Source organism: Sphingomonas sanguinis NBRC 13937, assembly GCF_001591005.1.
Lineage (GTDB): Bacteria > Pseudomonadota > Alphaproteobacteria > Sphingomonadales > Sphingomonadaceae > Sphingomonas > Sphingomonas sanguinis.
Window position 1 is genome coordinate 38683 of record NZ_BCTY01000011.1, and the last position, 22483, is coordinate 61165.

At 66.2% G+C, this 22483-nt stretch carries 24 protein-coding genes; 13 read left to right on the plus strand and 11 right to left on the minus strand.

The features are described 5' to 3' along the window. Positions 1-2: 2 nt before the first annotated feature. Positions 3-1199 (minus strand): efflux RND transporter periplasmic adaptor subunit, encoded by a 1197-nt coding sequence (locus tag SSA01S_RS07275; protein ID WP_167348897.1) that lies wholly within the window; start codon positions 1197-1199, stop codon positions 3-5. 121 nt (positions 1200-1320) lie between these two features. Between SSA01S_RS07275 and SSA01S_RS07280 the strand changes: the two genes are divergently transcribed. Both SSA01S_RS07280 and SSA01S_RS07285 read left to right on the plus strand, forming a co-directional pair. Then, on the plus strand, positions 1321-2397 hold the full coding sequence (locus SSA01S_RS07280) for a sensor histidine kinase (RefSeq protein WP_061779847.1): 1077 nt from the start codon (positions 1321-1323) through the stop codon (positions 2395-2397). Then, complete coding sequence (locus tag SSA01S_RS07285) at positions 2390-3046, plus strand: response regulator transcription factor (RefSeq protein ID WP_061779848.1); 657 nt, start codon at positions 2390-2392, stop codon at positions 3044-3046. The genes SSA01S_RS07280 and SSA01S_RS07285 overlap by 8 nt, the downstream gene beginning before the upstream one ends. Before the next feature lie 95 nt (positions 3047-3141). Here SSA01S_RS07285 and SSA01S_RS07290 read toward each other — a convergent pair whose 3' ends face one another. Further along, positions 3142-3780, minus strand: coding sequence for a DUF2306 domain-containing protein (locus tag SSA01S_RS07290; RefSeq protein WP_061779849.1), 639 nt, complete (start codon positions 3778-3780; stop codon positions 3142-3144). Between the two features lie 176 nt (positions 3781-3956). Here SSA01S_RS07290 and SSA01S_RS07295 point away from each other — a divergent pair, with 176 nt between their 5' ends. Continuing rightward, complete coding sequence (locus SSA01S_RS07295; protein WP_240954580.1) at positions 3957-4880, plus strand: AraC family transcriptional regulator; 924 nt, start codon at positions 3957-3959, stop codon at positions 4878-4880. Between the two features lie 268 nt (positions 4881-5148). On the opposite strand, the gene SSA01S_RS07300 is transcribed toward SSA01S_RS07295, so the two are convergent. The 9 genes from SSA01S_RS07300 to SSA01S_RS07340 form a co-directional block, all read right to left on the minus strand. Next, a complete protein-coding gene (locus SSA01S_RS07300) occupies positions 5149-7176 on the minus strand; it encodes a TonB-dependent receptor (RefSeq protein WP_061779850.1) in 2028 nt (675 codons plus the stop codon). A gap of 117 nt (positions 7177-7293) precedes the next feature. Next, a complete protein-coding gene (locus SSA01S_RS19050) occupies positions 7294-7458 on the minus strand; it encodes a copper chaperone PCu(A)C domain-containing protein (RefSeq protein ID WP_082794983.1) in 165 nt (54 codons plus the stop codon). A 74-nt stretch (positions 7459-7532) separates the two neighbouring features. Then, entirely contained in the window at positions 7533-8225 is a 693-nt protein-coding gene (locus SSA01S_RS07310) for a superoxide dismutase (protein WP_061779852.1), read from the minus strand. 138 nt (positions 8226-8363) lie between these two features. Continuing rightward, positions 8364-8795: a DUF2946 family protein gene (locus SSA01S_RS07315; RefSeq protein ID WP_061779853.1), complete on the minus strand. Its 432-nt coding sequence runs from the start codon at positions 8793-8795 to the stop codon at positions 8364-8366. Positions 8796-9313: 518 nt separating this feature from the next. Next, complete coding sequence (locus tag SSA01S_RS07320) at positions 9314-10516, minus strand: FAD-dependent monooxygenase (RefSeq protein WP_061779854.1); 1203 nt, start codon at positions 10514-10516, stop codon at positions 9314-9316. An 18-nt stretch (positions 10517-10534) separates the two neighbouring features. Next, positions 10535-11320: an alpha/beta fold hydrolase gene (locus SSA01S_RS07325; protein WP_061779855.1), complete on the minus strand. Its 786-nt coding sequence runs from the start codon at positions 11318-11320 to the stop codon at positions 10535-10537. Between the two features lie 29 nt (positions 11321-11349). Continuing rightward, on the minus strand, positions 11350-11979 hold the full coding sequence (locus SSA01S_RS07330) for an OmpW/AlkL family protein (RefSeq protein WP_061779856.1): 630 nt from the start codon (positions 11977-11979) through the stop codon (positions 11350-11352). A 225-nt stretch (positions 11980-12204) separates the two neighbouring features. Continuing rightward, a complete protein-coding gene (locus SSA01S_RS07335; protein WP_058733481.1) occupies positions 12205-13143 on the minus strand; it encodes a LysR family transcriptional regulator in 939 nt (312 codons plus the stop codon). 44 nt (positions 13144-13187) lie between these two features. After that, positions 13188-14114, minus strand: coding sequence for a LysR family transcriptional regulator (locus SSA01S_RS07340; RefSeq protein WP_061779857.1), 927 nt, complete (start codon positions 14112-14114; stop codon positions 13188-13190). A gap of 109 nt (positions 14115-14223) precedes the next feature. Between SSA01S_RS07340 and SSA01S_RS07345 the strand changes: the two genes are divergently transcribed. From SSA01S_RS07345 to pcaD, 10 genes are read left to right on the plus strand one after another with little or no spacing between them, the layout of a single operon-like run. Next, positions 14224-15381 carry a muconate/chloromuconate family cycloisomerase gene (locus tag SSA01S_RS07345; protein WP_061779858.1) on the plus strand — a complete coding sequence of 386 codons (1158 nt, stop codon included), beginning with the start codon at positions 14224-14226 and terminating at the stop codon, positions 15379-15381. Between the two features lie 3 nt (positions 15382-15384). After that, positions 15385-15672 (plus strand): muconolactone Delta-isomerase, encoded by a 288-nt coding sequence (gene catC / locus SSA01S_RS07350; RefSeq protein WP_061779859.1) that lies wholly within the window; start codon positions 15385-15387, stop codon positions 15670-15672. 59 nt (positions 15673-15731) lie between these two features. Continuing rightward, complete coding sequence (locus SSA01S_RS07355; protein WP_061779860.1) at positions 15732-16625, plus strand: dioxygenase family protein; 894 nt, start codon at positions 15732-15734, stop codon at positions 16623-16625. Between the two features lie 19 nt (positions 16626-16644). Next, positions 16645-18021, plus strand: coding sequence for a Rieske 2Fe-2S domain-containing protein (locus tag SSA01S_RS07360; protein ID WP_061779861.1), 1377 nt, complete (start codon positions 16645-16647; stop codon positions 18019-18021). Beyond that, a complete protein-coding gene (gene benB, locus SSA01S_RS07365) occupies positions 18018-18506 on the plus strand; it encodes a benzoate 1,2-dioxygenase small subunit (RefSeq protein ID WP_061779862.1) in 489 nt (162 codons plus the stop codon). The genes SSA01S_RS07360 and benB overlap by 4 nt, the downstream gene beginning before the upstream one ends. 24 nt (positions 18507-18530) lie before the next feature. Next, the gene (gene benC / locus SSA01S_RS07370) at positions 18531-19562 is read left to right on the plus strand and encodes a benzoate 1,2-dioxygenase electron transfer component BenC (RefSeq protein ID WP_061779863.1); all 1032 of its coding nucleotides are present in this window, start codon (positions 18531-18533) and stop codon (positions 19560-19562) included. Next, a complete protein-coding gene (gene benD / locus SSA01S_RS07375; RefSeq protein WP_061779864.1) occupies positions 19559-20335 on the plus strand; it encodes a benzoate diol dehydrogenase BenD in 777 nt (258 codons plus the stop codon). The genes benC and benD overlap by 4 nt, the downstream gene beginning before the upstream one ends. Before the next feature lie 10 nt (positions 20336-20345). Further along, on the plus strand, positions 20346-21059 hold the full coding sequence (locus SSA01S_RS07380) for a CoA transferase subunit A (RefSeq protein WP_061779865.1): 714 nt from the start codon (positions 20346-20348) through the stop codon (positions 21057-21059). After that, complete coding sequence (locus tag SSA01S_RS07385; protein ID WP_061779866.1) at positions 21056-21706, plus strand: 3-oxoacid CoA-transferase subunit B; 651 nt, start codon at positions 21056-21058, stop codon at positions 21704-21706. The genes SSA01S_RS07380 and SSA01S_RS07385 overlap by 4 nt, the downstream gene beginning before the upstream one ends. Next, positions 21706-22482, plus strand: a complete 777-nt coding sequence (pcaD, locus tag SSA01S_RS07390) for a 3-oxoadipate enol-lactonase (protein WP_061779867.1) — start codon at positions 21706-21708, stop codon at positions 22480-22482. Before SSA01S_RS07385 ends, pcaD begins: the two co-directional genes overlap by 1 nt. Position 22483: the final 1 nt, after the last annotated feature.

Genomic DNA, 22483 nt, shown 5'->3' on the forward strand with positions numbered 1-22483 from the left:
GATCAGTCTCCGCCGTTCGCGCGGTCGATGAAGACCGATCCTGCGGTGACGACCTCTTCGCCTGGTGCCAGCCCCTGGGTCACCGTCACCGCATCGCCCGTGCTGGTGCCCGTGCGGATCGCGCGCAGCGACAGGCTGTGGCGTTCGGGATGCGCGACCCAGACATGCGCATCGTCACCTTCATAGAGGACGGCCATTGCTGGAATCTCGACCGCCTGCACGGGCGCTCCATCCGACAGTCGCGCCGTGGCGAACATGTTGGGGCGCAGCGCGCCGTCGGGGTTGGCGATTTGCGCGCGCACCACGATACGGCGTGTGTTCGGATCGACGACCGGCGCGATGTAATAGACGCGCGCGCCGAAATTGCGTCCCGGAAACGCCGGGACGGTCACCGACAGCGTCGCTCCCTGCCTCAGCTTGCCAGCATCCGCTTCGCGCACATTGGCGACCAGCCAGACATGGGACAGGTCGCTGATCGTGAAGAGCGGCGTGCTCGCGCCTGAGGCGGCGCTTTCGACATATTGGCCTATCCCGGCATTGCGCACGGTGACGGTGCCATCGATGGGGCTGCGGACGATCGCTTCGTCGCGGCCGTGACCGGCCGTGCCGCCCATGCCCAGCACCTGCAACCGCCCGCGCGCCGCCGACAGCTGCGCCTCGCTGCTCGCCAGCGTGCTGTGTGCGCTCGCCAAGTCGGACTGCGCCTGCTGCACGTCGCGCTGGGCCGCGCCCTGCACCGCGAGCAGCGCCTGCTGACGCGCCGCATTGGCTTCGGCGGTGGTCAGCGCCTTGCGCGCCGCAGCGACGGCAGCCTCGGCGGTCGCGATATCGCTGCGGCCCTGTACCAGTTCGGAAGCCGCGATGGCATAGATGGGCTGGCCACGCCGAACGACATCGCCAGGCTTGACGAAGATGCGCGAAATCCGGCCGGTGAAGGGCGAGAAGAGCTGCGTCGTGCGGTCGTCATCCGTCGCGATCTGTCCGTCGGTCAGCAGCGCGGGCGCATATTGGTCGCCGACTGCTTTCACGAAATGCAGGTTGCCCCATTGCTGATCGGTTGGCCGGAACTCGCCGGGGTGCCGCGTGTCGTTCCGCGCTGGCCCCATGTTGGGAGATGACGAACACGCGCCCAGCATCAGTGCCAGGCCGATAGGGGCAAGCGCGGTCCGAAACCGCCCGTAAGGGGGAAAGCAGGTCATGCGCGAGGCCGGTAGGGAGAAGTCGGGTTTACCGGCAATCGCCCAGTGATATGGCTGAGCTATACTTTGGTATATGCCACTGCGGCTCGACGGAGAGCCGATCGAGTCGATAAGAGGCACCATGCCCCGCAAGGACTCCCTACAGGCCGATGCCCGCGCCCTTCACTGGGTGACCCGTGCGGCGGTCACTCTTCTGATCCTCGTCATTTTCGTGGCCGACGTCCTGACCGACCGGGTGATCGCGGTCGCCGTCCTCTATGTCGTGCCGGTCTTGCTGTCGCTTCGGGCGTTTCCGCGAAATCAGGTGATGGCGCTGGCGGCCGGATGCGTGTTCCTGACCATGCTCGGTACGCCCCTGACGCGGTCCGGCATGACCGAAGCGGGGGTCGTCAATCTGGTCATCAGCATCGTCGCTATCGTCACCACCGGCTATCTCGGTCTGCGCACGCTGTCGCATGAGGCCGCCTCGCACGAAGCGCGAGAGCATCTGCGTCGTCTGTCGCGGATCGGCAATCTGGGCGAGCTGGCCTCCTCAATCGCGCATGAGGTCAACCAGCCGCTCGCCGCCATCGCGGGCAGTGCGGGCGCGTGTCGGCGCTGGCTGGAGGCAACGCCGCCCGACCTGGGCAAGGCGAAGGAGTCGCTCGACCGGATCAGCCGCGACGCCGCGCGCGCCGGGGATGTCGTGGCAGGCGTGCGTCGCCTGGCCAGCCGCAAGGCGGCAACGCCCGAATGGACCGACATGGGCAACCTGGTCGAGCAGAGCGTCGCCATCGCCCGCGCCGAACTCGACCGCCAGCAGATCCGCCTCGACCTCGACCTGCCTCACGAAGGCCCGATGGTCTGGGGCGATCGGGTGCAGATTCAGCAGATTATCCTCAACCTGTTGATCAACGCGATCGAAAGCCTGGGCCAGAACGGTGCCGCCGAGCGGCGCATCCATGTCGCGGTGAGACGGGAGGACCGCGCCGTCGCCCTGAGTATCGCGGATACCGGCGCCGGACTGTCGCGGGAGGCGGCGGGGCATCTGTGGGAGCCCTTCTGGACCAGCAAGGAAGGTGGCGTCGGGCTCGGTCTGACGATCAGCCGAACCATCGCAGAAGCGCATGGCGGCGCCCTGGAATGCCGTCCGCGGGGCGGCGTGGGCGCGGTGTTCGAGCTGCGCCTTCCCGTGACGCGGGACGACGCGAATGGCTGACGCCGACCAGCTCGAACCGCTCGTCAGGATCGTCGACGATCAATTGTCGGTGCGGGAGGCCGTGGCCGATCTGCTCGCCTCTGTCGGACTAGCCACACGCGGCTACGCCTCGGTGACGGAGTTTCGCGAGCGGGACGATCCCGCCTGTCCCGGCTGCCTGGTGCTGGACGTGCGCATGCCAGGCAGCAGCGGCTTCGACCTGCTGGCCACCATGACGGCTGAGGGTAACCGCCTGCCGGTCGTCTTCGTCTCCGGGCACGGCGACATCGCCATGGCGGTGCGCGCGATGAAGGCGGGTGCGGTCGACTTTATCGCCAAGCCGTTCAACGACCAGCATCTGATCGACGCGGTCAACGCCGCGATTCGCCAGGACGGGGTGCGCCGACGAGCGGACCGCGCCGTCGCCGACGCCGCCCGCCGCCTGGCGAGCCTGAGCGACGGCGAATGGGACGTCATGCGCCTGACCGTCGAGGGCCTTCGTATCAAACAGATTGCGGACCGACTGACCATCAGCGAGATCACCGTCAAGACCAGGCGCGCCCGAATGATGCAGAAGCTGGGCGCCACCTCCCTGATGGAACTCCTGCAGATTCACTCGCTGGGATCGACGAGAAATGGGGGAGCGCGCGGCGGGGACTTTGACCTTTGAGGTTAGAGGGGCAGCGGTCCTTCCGGTCGCCGGAATCGTTCGCCCTCCCCGCCGGCACGAGCACCGATTGCCGTTCTTAGGCGACGGGCATCGGCTCAAAGGGCCCCGCTCGCGAGCCCACGGGCTCTGAGCCACCACTCCGCAACGATCAGATTGGGCACCCAGCACCCCCACGAAACCGCGCGATAGGCCATCACGAAATCGGTGCCAGCCAAGCTTGCAAGCGGCAGGTATAGCCTGAGCGTCACCGCGGACAACGCCAGGGCGGCGCTGCGTGTCATCCACACATGGTGGTCGGCGAAGCGCCCCCCTCTCGCGGCGGTCAAGCCCCGTGCCGTCGTCGCCATCCAGCCAAGAGCGAGGGCGGTGAAGCCCGCTGCGCTGATCGCCCCGCCCAGCGCCGATGGCGCGATCCAAAGGGCCGCAGGCGCGGCCACGAACACCAGTCCGACATAGGCTCGACCGATCCGGCGATGAGCCAGTCTATGCCGCGCCCGAAAGCCCGGATGCAGTTGGAACGGCACCGCGATCAGCGCCAGCGCGGCTGGCACCGCATGCAGCGTCAGCGCAACCGGATGGATGGCGACATTCGGCAGCGGCGCAGCGCCCGGCTTGCCGGGCAGGCCGTAGCGCAGCGAAATCAACCCCACCCCGATGGGCAAAATAGCGGCGAGGATCGCAAGGGCAGGCCGGCCGCGCTTGCCCTTGCGATTATCGAGAGTGAGCGAGGGCATGGCCCCATCCCTTCCCATAAGGACTCCGCTTGGCTGACAGGCATAGAGTGACGTTATCGGTCACGATGGTGCATCCGGTATGACACGCGCCAAGCGCGCTGGTGGAGCACAGTTAAGCGCATGATACCGGACGATCCAGCTTGCAGAGTCCGCCAAATCGTCGCCATCGTCCAGCTATGACGATGGACCCTTTGTCGGATGTGCTGAGGCTGCTCAAGCCTACCAGCTTCGGGCTTCGCGGCCTCAATGCAGGCGGGAACTGGCAATTGCATTTCCCGGCCAGTGCGGGGATCAAGGCTTATGCGATCGAGTCCGGCACCTGCTGGATGCTGCTCGACGGGGGCGGCGACCCGGTACGGCTCGGTGCGGGCAATGTTGTCCTTCTGCCCGGCCGCTCAGCGTTCAGGCTCTACACCTCCACTGCGGCCGAGCCGATCAATGCCTTCCAGTTCTTCCCCAGCTTTCCCGTCGGAACGACGGGCACCATCAATGGGGGCGGCGACTGTTTTGGCATTGGCGGCTTCTTCGATTTCGAGGGTCGACATACGGAGTTGCTCCTCAACGTGCTGCCAGCGGCCGTCCACATTCGATCGGAGGCGGGTCGGGCCGCGCTCGGAGTGCTGATCGATCGGCTCATGCAGGAATTGCGAGAACCCCAACTCGGCAGCGCGTTGATTGCCGGGCATCTTGCCCAGACATTGCTGGTCGAAGCACTTCGTCTGCACCTGGCAGACGCGCCTGGGCAAGCGCGGGGCTGGCTGGCGGCGCTGGGCGACTTGCGGATGCGCGCCGCACTTTCCGCCATGCATGCCGATCCGGCGAAACCCTGGACGCTCGCGAACCTTGCCAGAACTGCCGGCATGTCTCGGTCGAGCTTCGCCGCACACTTCAAGGAAACGGTCGGCGAGCCTCCGCTGGAATATCTGACCCGGTGGCGCATGATGCTGGCCGCCGACCGACTGGCGCAGGGGCGTACGACGCTTGCAATGGTGGCACCGACGGTAGGTTACAACTCAGAGAGCGCCTTTGGCGCGGCCTTCAAACGCGTGCTGGGCCAGTCGCCACGTCAGTTCGTCCAGGCCATCGCCGCCGAGCGGTGATCGGGTCCGGCGTGCGAGGTCATCTCCGCCTGATGGGGCGGCAAGACCGCAACATGGCCTATCGCGGGAAATCGATCTCGACCGCTGCAAGCCAATTGAAACCGGACCCGATCCGCCGATCAACACATTCGCTCGACGCCCTTCATCTTGGAATCGAAACTGGCCAGCCCCTTCGCGCCAATGGGGGTCCGCATGGGATATCTTGTCGACCAAGAATCTCGGCCTTCACCGCATGATCGCCTGAAGGGTACCACTCGCGCCTGCATCGTCAGAACCGTGCCCGGACCGCGCCGAAGACGCTGCGCGGATCGGCGGGCGCGTGCAAGCGCTGCGTGCCATCGTACCAGACATATTCGTATCGATCGTTCGTCAGGTTGCGCACCTGCGCCGATATCTCGATCGCCTTCGTGATGCGGTACGCCAGTTCGGCGGTGAGTTGGAAATATTCTCCGTAACGCCCTTGGCTGTTGGCGGTGTTCAGCTCGTAGGAGGACTGGCCATTACCCCAGAGCGAAGCACGCCATGGCAGGGTTGTCGGCGCCCATTCGATCCCGGCGGTATAGACGTTCCTTGGGACGTGGTCGATCTCGTTGCCCGCGGTCAGCGGCGCGGCCGGATCGGGCACACGGATAATCGCCTTCTGGTGCGACCAGCTGGCCCAGGCCGACAGGCCGGGGAGCGGCTGCACGCTTGCCTCCAGGTCGAAGCCACGACGACGGGTGGCGCCTAGATTGTCGAACTCGCCGGACGGGTCATTGAGGCGGCGCTTCAGCTCGCCGGTCGCGGTCTGCTGCCACACCGCCGCGCGGGCGGTCAGCCAGTGGCCCTGTGACAGCTTGATGCCGCCCTCGAAGCCTTCGTTGATCGAGGCGGCGACATCGCGCACGCGCGGCGGCACGACATAGGCGCCCGAGCCTGCGCCGATCTGGAAGGTCCGGCCGAAATTGCCATAGGCGGTCAGACCGGGGACGGGCGTGACCGCGACCGACAGCTTGGGCTGGCTGATCGTGCCGTAATCATTGACCGGGTAGCTGAGGCCATTCAGCCGGTTGGTAAAAGACCCGCCGACCCGGTCGATCCGCCATGCCGGGGTGATGGTCAGCCAGCGCACCGGGGTCACGATCGCCTGCACATAGCCTCCGCCCACGGTCAGGTCGAAATTCTGGTCGCGCGTGGCGGCCGTGATGATCCGCCGGTTGGTGGTCCAGCGCAGGCTCCGGTTATGCTGCCACTGCACGTCGCCGCCCGCCTCGGCCATCAGCCAGTCGGCCGCATGCCAGTGCAGGCCGGTCATCACGCCATAATGGCCTTCGTCGGTCAGACGCTGCTGCTGCGGGACATTCGCCGAGAAGCGGACATAGCGATTGTCGTGGTTGGTCGTCGCATAGCCGATTGCGGTCAGCGACAGGTCCCGCGCCAGATCGGCATCGAGATGCAGGCTGTACTGGCCCAGTTCGCGCCTGCCACCGTCGGTTGCGGACACGTCGTAGGAACGCTGTCGGTCTGTATAGGCATCGGCATCGGTCAGATAGCCGGGCTCATCCGCCTCGCTACGGCTGTGACGCGCGATCAGGCCGAGCTTGGCGGGGCCGAAGTCGTAGAACCACTTGCCCGCGAAGTTCAGCCGGTCGAGATCGGCATGGTCGCGGAAACCATCGCTCCGCCGATAGGACAGCAGATAATTCTGGCTCAGCCGTCCGGCCTCGACCCCGGCCGACATCTGCGCATCATAGGTGCCGAAAGCGCCGACGATGCCGCGCGCGTCGAGATAGTTGCCGCCGATCCGCGTCTTGATATCGGCGCTACCAGCGATCGCGTGCAGCCCCCAGCGCGGATCGGACGTGCCGCGCACCAGCTCGACCGAGGCGATGTCGAGCGGGGAGATGAAGTCGATAAAGTCCATCCGCCCGGCATTGTCGTTGGACGGCACGCCATCGATCAGCAGCTTGACCGCATTGATCTCGCCCTCGCCGTTGAACCCGCGGATCGAGAAGCGGCCCGAGGTCGTGCCCTGGTTGAAGTCGGTCAGGACAACGCCGGGCACCCGGGCGAACAGCTCCCAGGCATTGTCGACATTCTGGCGCTGCGCGACGTCACCGCTCAGCACGTCGACCGAGGTCAGGACGTTGGCGGTCGAGCGCGCCATGGACTTCGCGGTAACGACAACCTCGTCTCCGCCGATCGTGACCTGGGTATCGGCGCGGGCGGGTGCATCGTCGCGCTGCTGCGCGGTGGACGGCGCAGCGATCAGGAAACAGGAGGTGGCGGCCGCCACCATCAAACCGGTCTTCGGCATAGTATCCCCCAAGACCCGCTTCGTCACGGGCCGAATGTGTTCGTTATGGTTGTGAACGGATGCGTCAGGCCATGCAGAGCCGGGCCAAAGCCTCGGCCCTTGCGCAAAAGCCCGCGGTCAGTCCGATCCGCATGATGTGGTTGCCGCCGGGGGCGGCGTCGCCTCGCTACCCGCCGGGATGTCGACGCCTCCGGCGAGCGGACGCATCCGCACGTTGCCGCCTTCGAGCGACATCGTGTGGATCTCGACCTTGGCCGCACGAGGCGCCGTGGCCGACAGCAGGCGCGGTCAGCGCGGCGACAAGCTTCGACGCGACACGAAAGGTCATGATCGATCCTTCGGCGTTCGGCGGCGGATCAGCGCGTGAGCGTCACGGCGTAGCGATCGGACACCGTTTTCCAGTCGACCACCTGCCACCAGCCATCGAGATAATCGGCCCGTCGGTTCTGGTATTTGAGGTAGTAGGCGTGTTCCCACACATCGTTGCCAAGGATCGGCGTGCCTTTGACCTCCGCCACATCCATCAACGGATTGTCCTGATTGGGCGTCGAAGTGATGGCGAGCGTGCCGTCGGCCTTCGCCACCAGCCAGACCCAGCCAGAGCCGAACCGCTTGGTCCCGGCTTCCTTGAACGCCGCCTTGAACGCGGCGAGCGAGCCGAATTGGCGATCGATCGCGGCGGCAAGCGCCGGCGACGGCTGTCCTGCCTGCGCGGGCGGGGCCATCGTCTTCCAGAAGAAGCTGTGATTCCAGTGGCCGCCAGCATTGTTGCGCACAGCGACGGGCAGCGTCCCGGCCTTTGCGACCAGCGCGTCAAGCGACTGGCCCTTCAGCGCCGGATCGGCTGCGACGGCCTTGTTGAGCGCGTCGACATAGGCCTGGTGGTGGCGATCGTGATGAAGCGTCATCGTCTGGGCGTCGATCACCGGCTCCAGCGCAGCGGCGGCATAGGGAAGCGGTGGCAGGCTGAAGGGAGCGGGCGCGACTTGCGCGACCGCCGAGGTCGCAACACACAGCGCGGCGACACCGAATATGGTGCTTTGGAACATGGGATTTGCTTTCGAGCTGGCTCTAGGCCCCGCATCGTCGATCGCGCGCGACCGAACAACGACAGGAGACATGGTTCGCGCGGCAGCCGACAGGACTGCGCGACGACGGTTTAGCTGGCCGGTTTCCCGGTCAATTCGTCAGACCGAAAGCGGAGGACCGCGAAGGGGTGGTCGCAGATAGGGGGCGGCAAGCGGTGCGATGCGTGGCGTCGAACGCAGCGCCATGATCGCGACGCTGGCAAGCGCGACGGCCAGCAGCACGACGTCGACGGCCCCCATAACCTGGGCGGACAGACCCGCAAAGGCACAGGGCATTTCAGGCTTGCCGTGATCTGTCGACTTGCCTTTGTCGCGCATGGTGCCCTGCGCCATGGCCATGGGCTGATCCATGCCTGGCATGACCATCGCCTCAGGCTGAGCCGCCATACCGGAACAGATCGTGAGGGTGATCCGCTCGTGATCGGACGCGATCATGTAGCCGGTGGGCACTAGCAGCTTCAACAGCATCGCGGCGGCACAAATCAGCACCGCGAGGTGGCGTTGCGCCAGGATATGCCGGAAAGCCTGCACGATCGGGTCGTTATCGTGAACGCCGTGTCATGTCACTTGGACAATCTGTCAGTGGCATCATGGGTTGGCCTGTTGCAATCGGGAGAAGAGATGGCCGCGCGTGACAAGCAGCCTCAATCGTCCCGTCATTCAAGCACGCAGAGAGGGTGACCCGCTCCCCGGACATCATTCCATGGGTGGGTTAACTCACCGGATGGAGACGAATGACGTGCCGGTCTGGCGCCGACCCCGCCTGCGCCTCACGCACCCTCTGCGCGCGCATATGAGGCGCGAAAACGGGATGTCGATCGGGCAGGCCAGGGTCGGTCACCTCCCCTGATGTTCGGCATCAGCCCGGTGTCGGCACCTCCGCCTTTCGGAAGCCGCCTGCGGCCGGAAGACCCCACGCTCGATCATTCTTGAGCGAGCGCTCGCTTCGGCCGATCGGGCACCCGCCGAGTGGCGTCGTCAGCCTGTCTCTCGGACGCCCATGTGCCATGCCGTTACGCCACCGGTCGGACGAACGGTGGCCAATTCCGTCAGTAGCGCATCGCACGGCTGGCTGGGACGCCTGACAATCGCGCGGACGCATCGAACTTGTGAATCCAGCCATAGCGTTCGGGGAAGCGATGCATCGCACGGTGCCGGGTCGCATCGGGAAGGCCCGCATCGGTATGGAGCGCGCGATTGGCGTCCCATGAGCTGCGCTGGATCAAACGTGTGCGCAGCGCGCGCTCCTTCTGATAGGCGGCAAAGCGTGCGTCGCGGTTGGATGACGTCAGTCCGTCGAGCATGGTCGCCAGCGTGATGGCATCCTCGATCGTCGTATTCGCGCCCTGCCCGTGATGCGGCAGCATCGCATGGACGGCATCGCCGATCAGCACGACCGGCCCGCGATGCCAGTGGCGAAGCGGCGGCGCGACAAACAGGCCCCAGCGACGCTCCACATCGCCCGCCGCGACCATCTGTCGGACGGCCGGGTGCCAGTCGGCGAAGGCCGCCACCGCCTCCCCCGGTTTGATCGGCACCGTCCCGCCGCTACCGGACCAGGCGGTGGGGCCCTCCACCACCGCGAAGAAGTTGACGTGCCCGCCATCGCTGCCGATCGCATAATGCAGCAGATGGGCGTCCTGGCCGATCCAGAACTGAATCGCCTGGGGATCGGGCAAAGCGTCCAGCCGCTCGACCGGCACGATGCCGCGAAACGCGCTCGTCCCGGAATAACGCAGCGGCTGCCCGCCCACCCATTGCCGGGTGATGGAGCGAACACCGTCGGCACCCACGACGATATCGGCCTCGACGGGATCGCGTCCCACGAAGTGGAGCGCCACCCGTTCGCCCACCGTCTCGATCCGCTCCAGCCGGTGCGCCAGATGAATATGCTCCGCCCCGACCGCGCGGCCCAGCGTCGTCTGCAGATCGGCACGGTGGATGCCGAGATAGGGCGCGCCGAACCGATCGCGATAGGCACCGCCCTTGCGCACCGCATGGGCCGCCAGGCGATCACCGGACAGCCCGTCACGGTAGATCAGCTCGGTCGGCTCGACCCCCGTCCGCTCCAGCTGGTCGATCAGGCCCAGCCTTTGCAGCTCACGGGTGGCATTGGCCGACAGGGCGACCGCCGCGCCGATCTCGCTCAGTTCCACCGCCTGTTCGTACAGCGTCGCCTCGATCCCCCGCGCCCGCAGCGCCAGCGCAAGGGTCAATCCGCCGATACCGGCGCCGATGATCGCGATCTTCATGGATAGCCTCCGTGGTCCTTACGCAGCCGTCGCCGTCTGGCGATACTCGGCCGGGGCATCGGCGAAATCGGCGATCGCCTCGGCCAGCCGTTCGGGCATCGAGTAATAGGGCGCATGGCTGGCCGGCAGCGACACGACCGCGACCGGACCGGGGAACTCCTTCTGCATCTGACGCTGCACGGCGATCGGAATCCCGACATCGTCCAGCGCCTCGATATAGAGGCGTGGGATTTCCAGCGCGCGCCCCTCCATCGGATTGGGCGTGCCAAAGGGCACGGTCGACTGGGTCTGGATGAACTGTTCGGCAGGCGGCATTCCCTCGCCGGGATAATCGCCCATGAAAACTTCGCGGAACCGTTCCAGTCGCGAGAAATCCGCCTGTAGCCCACGTCCCTCGTCGACCGGCTGGATCAGGTCCAGCGCGTGCGGCGTGCCCCGGTTGGGCTCGCCGGGCAGGACGAAGGTTTCCGGCGTTACACCGGGCGCGGTGAGGAACGCGGTCAGGTAGATCAGCCCGGCCACCTTGTCGGGATGGTGCTGCGCCAGCCACGAGATGGATGCACCGCCCATGCTGTGCCCCAGAAGGATCGACTGCCCCTCGGCCCGTGCCAGGATGTCAGCGACTGGGCGGGTATAATGCTCCATGTCGACGACCGACAAATGGCCGCCATCGCCGGGCGTATGGCCGGTCAGGTCGGGCGCATGGACGCGGTAGCCGCGCGCTTCGAGAAGCGGGACGACCGCGTCATAGCAGGCGCCGCGGTTCCAGGCGCCGTGGATCAGGATGATATCGGTGACGGTCATGACATGTCTTCCTGTTCGAGCCGGGGGGATCAGAAGCGATATTGCAGGCCGACCTGCGCGATGAGGGGATTGAGCTGGACGCGCGCCGTACCCGGCACGAAGCCGTTCGGCGTGCCGAGCCGGAAGCGGGCGTTGGTGCTGGTCCAGACCTTGCTGGCCGCGCCGAACACACCGATCCGCTCGTTGAGCGGCACATCGATGCCGCCCGTGATCGCAGGACCGACGGTATTGCTGGTGCGGAAATCCTTCAGCACGCCGTCTTCGGTCTTGAAGATGATCGTCCAGTTCAGGCCGCCGCCGATATAAGGCCGCACCCCGCCCGGACGCCCGAAATGATAACGCACGCTGTAGAGGCCAGGACCATAAGTCACCTTACCCAGCGTGCCCGCCCCCGCCAGCGTTCCCGATGCGGTCAGCGTGCTGGTCGGCGGCACGCCGACGGTCGCCGCGACCGACACGTTGGGGGTCAGGAAATAGCCGATATCGAGGCTGACGCCGTTGTTGTTCGACGCGGTGGCGTTGGCACCCGGCAGCGGCTCCCCGGCAATCTTCACATCCGCCTTTTCGTCGAATATGACACGCGCCGCGCTGAGCCGAACATAGAATCGCCGCTCCTTGCCGTCCGGCGACTGCTGGGCCTGCGCCACGCTCGGCAGCATCAGGCACAATCCCGCAACACCGGCGAGCACCCCGCCCTTTCGCAAGGCTCGCGTATATCCATATGGTATTGAAGCCATTTTCCGCTTCCTCTCCATCTGCCGTCGCTATCTGTCGTGCGACTTGTCCCGAAGCGATTTCGCTTTCGTGGGGGCAGAATGTCGGGAGGTGCATCATGCGTCCAACACCAACTCCATATGATGGCCATACCCAAAAGGTTGGCCGGATCACGCCTCTTCGCCACCCCCGGTCATCCGCAGGATCGCGTCGGGGATGGGATAATCCCAGGCGCCGTACCGCTCGCGGATCACCGCCGCCATGGCGACCAGTTCGGGCGAGCGGTCATCCTTGCGAAAGCTCATGATGATCGGCGATGCGACCGGTTCGACCAGCGGGCGATAGCGGACGCCGTCGACCCGCGACCGGCGAACCGAGGCCGGGACGATGCAGACCCCCTCCCCAGCCGCGACCAGCCCGATCGCGATCTGCAACTCGCTGACCTCGTGCGCGATCACCGGGGTCACGCCAAGGTCGCGGAAATGGCCGACGACCTGATCGGCATAGCTGGGCCGCGGTGCATTGGGATACAGGATCAGCGGGTCGGTCGCCAGCGACGCCAGGGACACCCCGCCCCCCGCCGTCAGCGGGTGCGTGGCCGGAAGCGCGACGATCAGCGGTTCCTCGCGCAGCACCACCCGCGCCACGGCGTCATCCTCGAACCGGATTCGCCCGAAGCCGACATCGATCCGCCCGTCCTTCAGCGCGGCGATCTGCGACAGCGTGCCGCCCTCGATCAGCGACAGGTCGACCGAGGGCATCGCCTCCCGATAGGCCCGAATGATCGCGGGGAGGCGCGAATAGATGGTGGACGCGACGAAGCCGATCGCGAAGCGCCGTTGCTGCGACACCACGGCTTTCGCGATCATCGCATCCATATCGGCCATGCGCGCCAGGATGCTGATCGCCTGATCATAGACGAGATGGCCGATCGGCGTCAGCCGCAGCGGCTTGGCGGAGCGATCGATCAGGGTCGCGCCGACCCGTTCCTCGATCTGCTGGATCTGGCGGCTGAGCGGCGGTTGTGCGATGTGGAGACGCTCGGCGGCACGGGTGAAATTGCCTTCCTGCGCAACGGTTACGAAATAGCGCAGCTGCCGTATGTCCATCCTGTCATCCTCTCCAAAGCCGGCGGGTCGGTGGCAGCCGTGTGCTATTCATGGTCCGCCAGCAGCGCTTCGGGTACGCCATAGCCCCACTCGGTATATTTGCGGGCGATGATCCGCAGAACGGCGCGCGACTCGGGCGAGGCGTCGCCGACCCGGTGGCTCATGATGATCGGCGAATGGGCGGGTTCGACGAGATCGAGATAGCGCACATCCTCGGTCCGCGCCTTGCGTACCGACTCCGGGATCACCGCCACCCCCTCTTCGGCGGCGACCAGACCAATCGCGATCTGCAACTCGCGCGCCTCGACGATCTGGTTCGGGCTCAGGCCATTATCGTGGAACAGCGACAGGACCTGATCGGCATAGCTGGGACGCGATGCGCTGGGATAGAGAACCAGCTTTTCGCGCGCCAGGGCCGACAGGGATATCGGTCCGCCGTCCTGACCCAAATGGCTTCCCATCGGGACCGCCGCAACGAGCGACTCCCGCCGGAGCACGGTGCGCCGCACCGCCGGATCGTCGAAGCGGATACGGCCGAAACCGATATCGATCCGCCCCTCCTTCAACGCCGCGATCTGGTCCAGCGTCGGGCTTTCGACCAGTGTCAGCTCGACATCGGGCATCTCGGCCCGGAACTCGCGGATCAGCGCGGGGAGGCGCGCATAGATGGTGGAGGCGACGAAGCCCATGGTGAACCGTCGCCGGTCGGTCGCGATCGCGGCATCCATCATCGTCCGCATGTCATCCACGCGCCGCAGCACCTGTACCGCCTGATCGTGCAACAGCTGCCCCATCGGGGTCAGCGCGAGCGGTCGGCTCGTCCGGTCGATCAGGGTCGCGCCGACCTCCGCCTCCAGTTGCTGGATCGACCGGCTGAGCGGCGGCTGCGCCATATGCAACCGTTCAGCCGCGCGGTTGAAATTCCGCTCGGCGGCCACGGTGACGAAGTAGCGAAGCTGACGCAGGTCCATAGGATCATACTCTCCAAGTATCGCCAGAAGACCATAATGATCTTTGCGCGTCCAGACCGCCAAGCCTAGTTTCCGGGGAAATTCGGATAAAACTGGATAGGAAGAGGTTATGGCCACGATCGTCGAGATCGATACCTATATCGTCGACATCCCGACGATCCGGCCGCACGTGCTCGCGATGGCCACCATGCACCACCAGTCGATCGTGCTGGTCCGGCTGCGCGACTCCGACGGCATCGAGGGGGTTGGCGAAGGCACGACCATCGGCGGCCTCAGCTATGGCGAGGAAAGCCCGGAGGGCATCAAGCTCGCCATCGACACCTATATCGCTCCCGTTCTCGAAACCTGCGACCCGGCACTGGTCGGGGCGGCGATGGCCAAGATCGGCAAGAGCGTCTTCGGCAATCACCTCGCCAAATGCGCGGTCGAAACCGCCCTGCTGGACCTGGCGGGCAAGCGGCTGGGCGTGCCCGTCTCCGCGCTGATCGGCGGTGGCGCGATCCGCGACCGGTTGCCGGTCGCCTGGACGCTGGCCAGCGGCGATACCGCGCGCGACATCGAGGAGGCCGAACGGGTTCTGGCCGAGCGGCGGCATAACATCTTCAAGCTCAAGATCGGCAAGCGCGACGTGCGCGCCGATGTCGCCCATGTCGCCGCGATCAAGCGCGCGGTCGGCGACCGGGGCAGCGTGCGCGTCGACGTCAACCAGAACTGGAGCGAGGCGCAGGCCGATCTCGGCATGAAACTGCTGGAGGAGGCGGGCGTCGATCTGGTCGAACAGCCGGTCGCGCGGCACGATCATGCCGCCATGGCCCGGCTGTCCGCCAAACATGTCGTCCCGCTGATGGCGGACGAGGCACTGCACGGGCCCGCGGACGCCTTCGCCATTGCGGCGTGCGGCGGGGCGCGGGTCTTCGCAGTCAAGATCGCCCAGTCCGGCGGCCTGCTCCCGGCCCATGCCGTGGCCACGATCGCACAGGCGGGTGGCATCGGACTCTATGGAGGTACGATGCTGGAGGGCGGGGTCGGCACCGCGGCGTCGGCGCATCTCTGCGCGACCCTGCCGTCGCTGGCCTGGGGGACCGAGTTGTTCGGCCCACTCCTGCTGACCGAAGATATATTGGCCGAGCCGCTGCGCTACGCCGATTTCCACCTGAGCGTGCCGACCGGCCCCGGCCTGGGCATAGCGCTGGACGAGGACCGCGTCGCGTTCCACCGGCGCGATCGGCGCTCCCCTACCCTTCATGTCGTCGCGGGAAGAGGTTGAACCATGTTGTTTCACGTCGAAATGGATGTCAACATTCCGCTCGGCTTCGATGCCGAGGAAGCGGCACGGCTCAAGGCCGCCGAGAAGGCACGTTTCCAGGAGCTGCAACGCGCGGGCACCTGGCGCCACATCTGGCGGGTGGTGGGCCAATACGCCAATGTCAGCATCTTCGATGTCGGCTCCAACGCCGAGTTGCACGACATTCTGATGAGCCTGCCGCTCTACCCCTTCATGACGATCCGCGTGACGGCGCTGTGCCGCCACCCCTCGTCCCTCCACGACGACCGCTGACGATCGGAACCGCAGGACCGCCGACGAGCGGCCGGACAGACAGAATATAGGAGAGTGTGATGGATATCAGCTTCGTGAAAACTCCCGCCATCCAGGATCTGCTCGATCGCGTCGCGGGCACGGCCTCGGACAAGGGCGATCCGCGCGTGAAGGCGATCCTGCGCGACCTGGTGGAATCGCTGATGGTGCTGATCGTCAAGCACGACATCGACGAGAACGAAGTCTGGGGCGCGGTCAACTTCCTCCAGAACGGCGCGGGCGAGTTCGGGCTGCTGATGCCGGGCGTCGGCCTCGAACATTTCCTCGACCTCTATATGGACGCCAAGGACGCCGAGGCAGGCAAGACCGGCGGCACGCCCCGCACCATCGAGGGGCCGCTCTATGTCGAGGGCGCGCCGCTGGTCGACAATGACGCCAACCTGACCGACGATCCCGACGATACCGACACGCTCTACATGGCCGGACGGGTCACGGGACCGGACGGCGAGCCGGTCACGAACGCCATCCTCCATGTCTGGCACGCCAATTCCAAGGGCTTCTACTCGCATTTCGATCCCACCGGCGAGCAGACGCCGTTCAACAACCGCCGCCGCATCCGGCTGGGCGACGATGGGCGCTATGCGTTCCATTCCAAGATGCCCAACGGCTATAGCGTGCCGCCCGGCGGTGCCTCCGACCGGTTGATGCAGGTGCTCGGCCGCCACGGCAACCGCCCGGCCCATGTCCATTTCTTCATCGAGGCACCCGGCTATCGCCAGCTGACGACGCAGATCAATTTCGGCGACGATCCCTTTGCCGCCGACGACTTCGCGTTCGGCACCCGCGAGGGGCTGCTGCCGGTGCCGAACCGCCAGGGTGACACCGCGCACATCGCCTTCGATTTTCAGCTCCAGCGCGCCGACGATGCCGAGGAGGAAGCCTTCTCGCACCGCGCCCGTCTGGCCGTCGCCTGATCCCCGGAAGGATATTGTCATGACCGACCTTCGCGAACGCCTTGCCACCGCCGTCGTCGACGATCCCGCCACCGGGGCCTTCCGATGCCGCCGCGACGTGTTTACCGACCCCGCGCTGTTCGAGCTGGAGATGCAGCACATCTTCGAGGGCAACTGGGTCTATCTGGCGCATGAAAGCCAGATCCCGGAGAACAACGACTATCTCACCACCCATATCGGTCGCCAGCCGATCATCATCACCCGCGACAAGACCGGGACGCTGAACGCCGTCATCAACGCCTGCGCGCATCGCGGCGCGATGCTGTGCCGTCGCAAGCATGGCAACAAGGGCAGCTTCACCTGCCAGTTCCATGGCTGGACCTTCAGCAATGCGGGCAAGCTGCTGAAGGTCAAGGACGGCAAGACCGGCGATTATCCCGCCGGGTTCAACACCGAGGGGTCGCACGACCTGACCCGCGTCGCCCGGTTCGAGAATTATCGCGGCTTCCTGTTCGGCAGCTTGAACGCCGACGTACCGCCGCTCGAGGACTGGCTCGGCTCGACCCGCATGGTCATCGACCAGATGGTCGACCAAGCACCCGACGGGCTGGAGGTGCTGCGCGGCAGTTCGACCTATGTCTATGACGGCAACTGGAAGCTGCAGATCGAAAACGGTGCCGACGGCTATCATGTCAGTGCGGTCCACTGGAATTATGCGGCGACCGCCAACCGCCGCGCGGAGGACTCGATCAAGGCGGTCGATGTCGATGGCTGGTCCAAGAGCGTCGGCGGCGTCTATGCGTTCGACCACGGCCATATCCTGCTCTGGACGAAGCTGCTCAACCCCGAGGTCCGCCCGATCTATGCGCATCGCGAGGCGCTGGCGGCACGGGTCGGCGAGGAGCGCGCGGAATTCATCGTCGGGCAGACACGCAATCTGTGCCTCTATCCCAACGTCTATCTGATGGACCAGTTCTCGACCCAGATCCGCGTCGTCCGCCCGATCTCGGTCGATCGCACCGAAGTGACCATCTATTGCTTCGCGCCGAAGGGCGAGAGCGACGCCGACCGCGCCTTGCGCATCCGGCAATATGAGGATTTCTTCAACGTCAGCGGCATGGGCACGCCCGACGATCTGGAGGAATTCCGCTCTTGCCAGAAGGCCTATGAGGGCGCGGGCGAACTGTGGAACGACCTGAGCCGCGGGGCGACGCGTTGGATCGCCGGGCCGGACGGAAACGCGCGCGCCATGGGCATCGAACCGCTGCTCAGCGGCGAGCGCAGCGAGGACGAGGGGCTGTTCGTCCGCCAGCATGAATATTGGGCGCAGTCGCTGATCGCCGCGATCGACCGTGACGGTGGCGGGAATGGTGGTGCCACGCTGCGCCCGGTCGACCGGCTGGAGGTGGCGGCATGAGCCTGACCTACGACCGGCTTCTCGCCTTCCTCTACCGCGAGGCGCGGCTGCTTGATGATCGGCAGTGGGATGAGTGGCTGGAATGCTACGCCCCGCACGCGGTCTTCTGGATGCCCGCCTGGGACGATGACGACATGCTGGTGGAGGACCCTCAGCGCGAGATTTCGCTTATCTACTATCCCGATCGCACCGGGCTGGAAGACCGGGTCTTCCGGATCAAGACCGAGCGATCGGGGGCGAGCATGCCCGAGCCGCGCACCAACCACACCGTATCGAACGTCGAGATTCTCGGCGAGGCGGACGGGCAGATGCAGGTGCGGTTCAATTGGCACACGCTGAGCCACCGCTACAACGAGACGCTGAGCTTCTTCGGCACGTCCTTCTACACGATCGACGCGACCGGCGCGCAGCCGCTCATCACCAACAAGAAGGTCGTCCTCAAGAACGACTATATCCGCCAGGTGATCGACGTTTATCACGTCTGATGCCCGGCGCCCGGAGAGGATATCATGGGCTACCGTATCGCATTGAACTTCGAGGATGGCGCGACGCGCTTCATCACCTGCGCCCCGGGTGAGACGGTGCTGGACGCCGCGTTCCGCCAGAGGATCAACCTGCCGATGGACTGTTCCGACGGCGTGTGCGGCACCTGCAAATGCCGCTGCGAACAGGGCGCCTATGATCTCGGCGACGACTATATCGACGAGGCGCTAACCGCCGACGAGGCGGAGGAAGGGCTGGTCCTGACCTGCCAGATGCGCGTCTCGTCCGATTGCGTCGTCGCGGTGCCCGTCCCCTCCACCGCCTGCAAGGTGAAGCCTACCGTGCATGAGGGCATGGTGGCGGCGGTGGACCTGGTGTCCGACAGCACAATCCTCCTCACCCTGCGGCTGGACGATCCCGCCGCGCTCGGCTTCCTGCCTGGCCAATATGTCAATCTGGCGGTGCCGGGCACGGACCAGCACCGCGCCTATTCCTTCAGTTCCAAACCCGGCGCGGTGGAGGCCAGCTTCCTGATCCGCAACATGCCCGGCGGGCTGATGAGCGGATGGCTGACATCCATCGCCAAGCCCGGCGCGCGCATGAGCTTCGTCGGCCCCCAGGGCAGCTTCTTCCTGCGGGCGGTCGAGCGGCCGACGATCCTGCTGGCGGGTGGCACCGGCCTGGCCCCGATCCTGTCGATGCTGGAGGTGCTGGCCGATACGGGCACGGACCAGCCGCTCCACTTGATCTACGGCGTGACCCGGGACGGCGATATGGTCGAGGTCGCACGGATCGAGGCGCTGGCAGCCCGCCTCCCCTCGCTGAGCTGGACCGCGTGCGTCGCCGATCCCGAGAGCGCGCATCCGCTGAAGGGCTATGTCACCGATCATCTGACCGATACGCATCTGAACGCGGGCGATTGCGATATCTATCTGTGCGGGCCGCCGCCGATGGTCGAGGCGGTGCGGATCTTCCTGCGCGACAAGGGCGTCGAGCCCCGGCATTTCCACTATGAGAAGTTCGCGCCGAGCGAAGCACCGGTCGCGGTGGCGGCATGACGTTCGCCGGACGCTTTCGCGACAAGGTGATGGTGGTGACGGGGGCCGCCCAGGGCATCGGGCGCGGCGTGGCGCTGCGCGCCGCCGCCGAGGGTGCCGCCGTCCTGCTGGTCGACCGCGCCGACTTCGTCTCCGACGTGGCGCAGGAAGCGGGCGAGCGGGCGGCGTTCTTCGTGTGCGACCTCGAAACCCATGACGGAGCGGCCGCCGCGATGGCCGCGGCGGTTACCGCCTTCGGTCGCGTCGACATCCTCGTCAACAATGTCGGCGGCGCAATCCGCATGCGTCCCTTTGCCGCCTTCGAGCCGGAGCAGATCGAGGCGGAAATCCGCCGTTCGCTGATGCCGACGCTGTGGGGCTGTCACGCCGTCTTGCCGATCATGCTGGGCCAGGGCGGCGGCACGATCGTCAACGTGTCGTCCAACGCGACGCGCGGCATCCGGCGCGTTCCCTATTCGGCGGCGAAGGGCGGGATCAACGCCCTCACCCAAGCACTCGCGATGGAATATGGCGCGGCCGGCATCCGCGTCGTCGCGACCGCGCCCGGCGGTACGCAGGCACCGCCGCGCATCGTGCCACGCAACCCGAATGGCGACGACGCCCGCGAACAGGCGTGGATGGCCGAGGCGGTGGAGCAGGTCACCAGCTCCACCTTCCTGGGGCGCTATGCCACACTGGACGAGCAGATCGCGCCGATCCTCTTCCTGGCCTCGGACGAGGCTTCCTACATCACCGGCTCGGTCCTGCCCGTGGCCGGTGGCGATCTGGGCTGACTGGAGCGATATGAAGAGCAAGATTTACCCCTCGCCCGCCGCGGCGCTGGACGGGCTGTTGTTCGACGGGATGACGATCATGTCGGGCGGGTTCGGCCTGTCGGGCAATCCCGAAAGCCTGATCCCGGAAGTGCGCGCGAGCGGGGTGAAGGGGCTGACCGTCATCTCCAACAATGCCGGCGCAGACGGCTTCGGCCTGTGGATGCTGCTGGAAAGCCGCCAGGTCGCCAAGATGATCTCGTCCTATGTCGGCGAGAACAAGCTGTTCGAGCAGCAATATCTGTCGGGCGAGCTCGAACTGGAACTGAACCCGCAAGGCACGCTCGCCGAGCGCATCCGCGCCGGGGGTGCGGGCATCCCGGCCTTCTATACGAAGACCGGCGTCGGCACGGTCGTGGCCGAGGGCAAGCCGGTCGAGACCTTCGAGGGGCAGGACTATGTCCGCGAGACCTGGCTGCGCGCCGACCTGTCGATCATCAAGGCGTGGAAGGCCGATCCGGCGGGCAATCTGATGTTCCGCAAGACCGCACGCAACTTCAACCCGAACATGGCGACCGCCGGCAAGGTGACGGTGGTCGAGGTGGAGGAGATCGTCGAGGCGGGCGCGCTCGACCCCGACGCCATCCATACGCCGGGCATCTATGTCGATCGCATCGTGCTGAGCACGATCAACGAGAAGCGTATCGAGAAACTGACGACCCGCGCGCGGGAGGATGTGGCATGAGCTGGACCCGTGACGAGATGGCGGCCCGCGCCGCCCGCGAGCTTCAGGACGGTTTCTACGTCAACCTCGGGATCGGCATCCCGACCCTGGTCGCCAACCATGTTCCGGCCGGGATCGACGTGACGCTCCAGTCCGAAAACGGACTGCTGGGCATCGGCCCCTTTCCTTATGAAGGCGAGGCCGACCCGGACCTGATCAATGCAGGCAAGCAGACGGTCACGACGCTGCCGACCTCCAGTTTCTTCTCCAGTGCCGACAGCTTCGCGATGATCCGGGGCGGCCATATCGACATGGCGGTTCTGGGCGCGATGGAAGTGTCGGCGGGCGGCGACATCGCCAACTGGACCATCCCGGGCAAGATGGTGAAGGGCATGGGCGGCGCGATGGACCTGGTCGCGGGCGTCAAGCGCATCGTCGTGGTGATGGACCATGCCAGCAAGACCGGCAGCCCGAAGATCCTGCCCGACTGCACGCTGCCGCTGACCGGCAAGGCCTGTGTCGACCTGATCGTCACGGACCTGTGCGTCATAGCCTGCGACAAGCCGGGGCTGCGGCTGGTCGAACTGGCGCCCGGCGTCACGCTGGACGAGGTTCGGGCGAAGACCGGGGCACCGTTCGCGACGGATATGCTGGAAGGCGTCGCCTGATGCCGTTCGTCACATCCGACGGGGCCAGTATCTATTGGAAGGTCGAGGGCGAAACCGACCAGCCGCGCCTAGTACTGCTCAATTCGATCGGCACCGACATGGACCTGTGGAGCCCGGTCCTGCCGCTGCTACGCGAACATGTCGCGGTGCTGAGGATCGACACGCGCGGACATGGCGCGTCGGACGCGCCGCCGGGCGACTATAGCCTGGCCGGATTGGCCCGTGACGTCGCGGCGGTGATGGACGCGGCCGGATGGGATAGCGCCCAGGTCGCTGGCGTCTCGCTGGGCGGCATGATCGCGATGCAGATGGCGCTGGACATGCCGGAGCGGTTGACGGGCCTGATACCGATCTGCACCTCCGCCACGATGGACCGTGCCGCATGGACCACGCGCGTCGATACGGTGCGCCGCGACGGCATGGCGGGGATCGTCGATCTGGCCATGTCGCGGTTCCTCTCCCCTGCCTTCATTGACGAGCGGCCCGGCCATGCGGCGACGATCCGTCGCGGGCTGCTCACCATGCGGGCCGAGGGCTATGCCGGATGCGCCGCCGCGATCCGCGACATGGCGCTGTCCGACCGGCTGGGCGGGATCGCCTGTCCGACGCTGGTGATCTCGGGCGAGCGCGACAGCTCGACGCCCTATGTCGGCCATGGCGAGCATCTGGTCTCGGCCATTCCCGGCGCGCGGCATATCGCCCTTCCCGCCGCCCATCTCGCGCCGCTCGAAGCGCCCGATGCGCTGGCCGACGCTATCCTGAACCATCGGAGTTGAC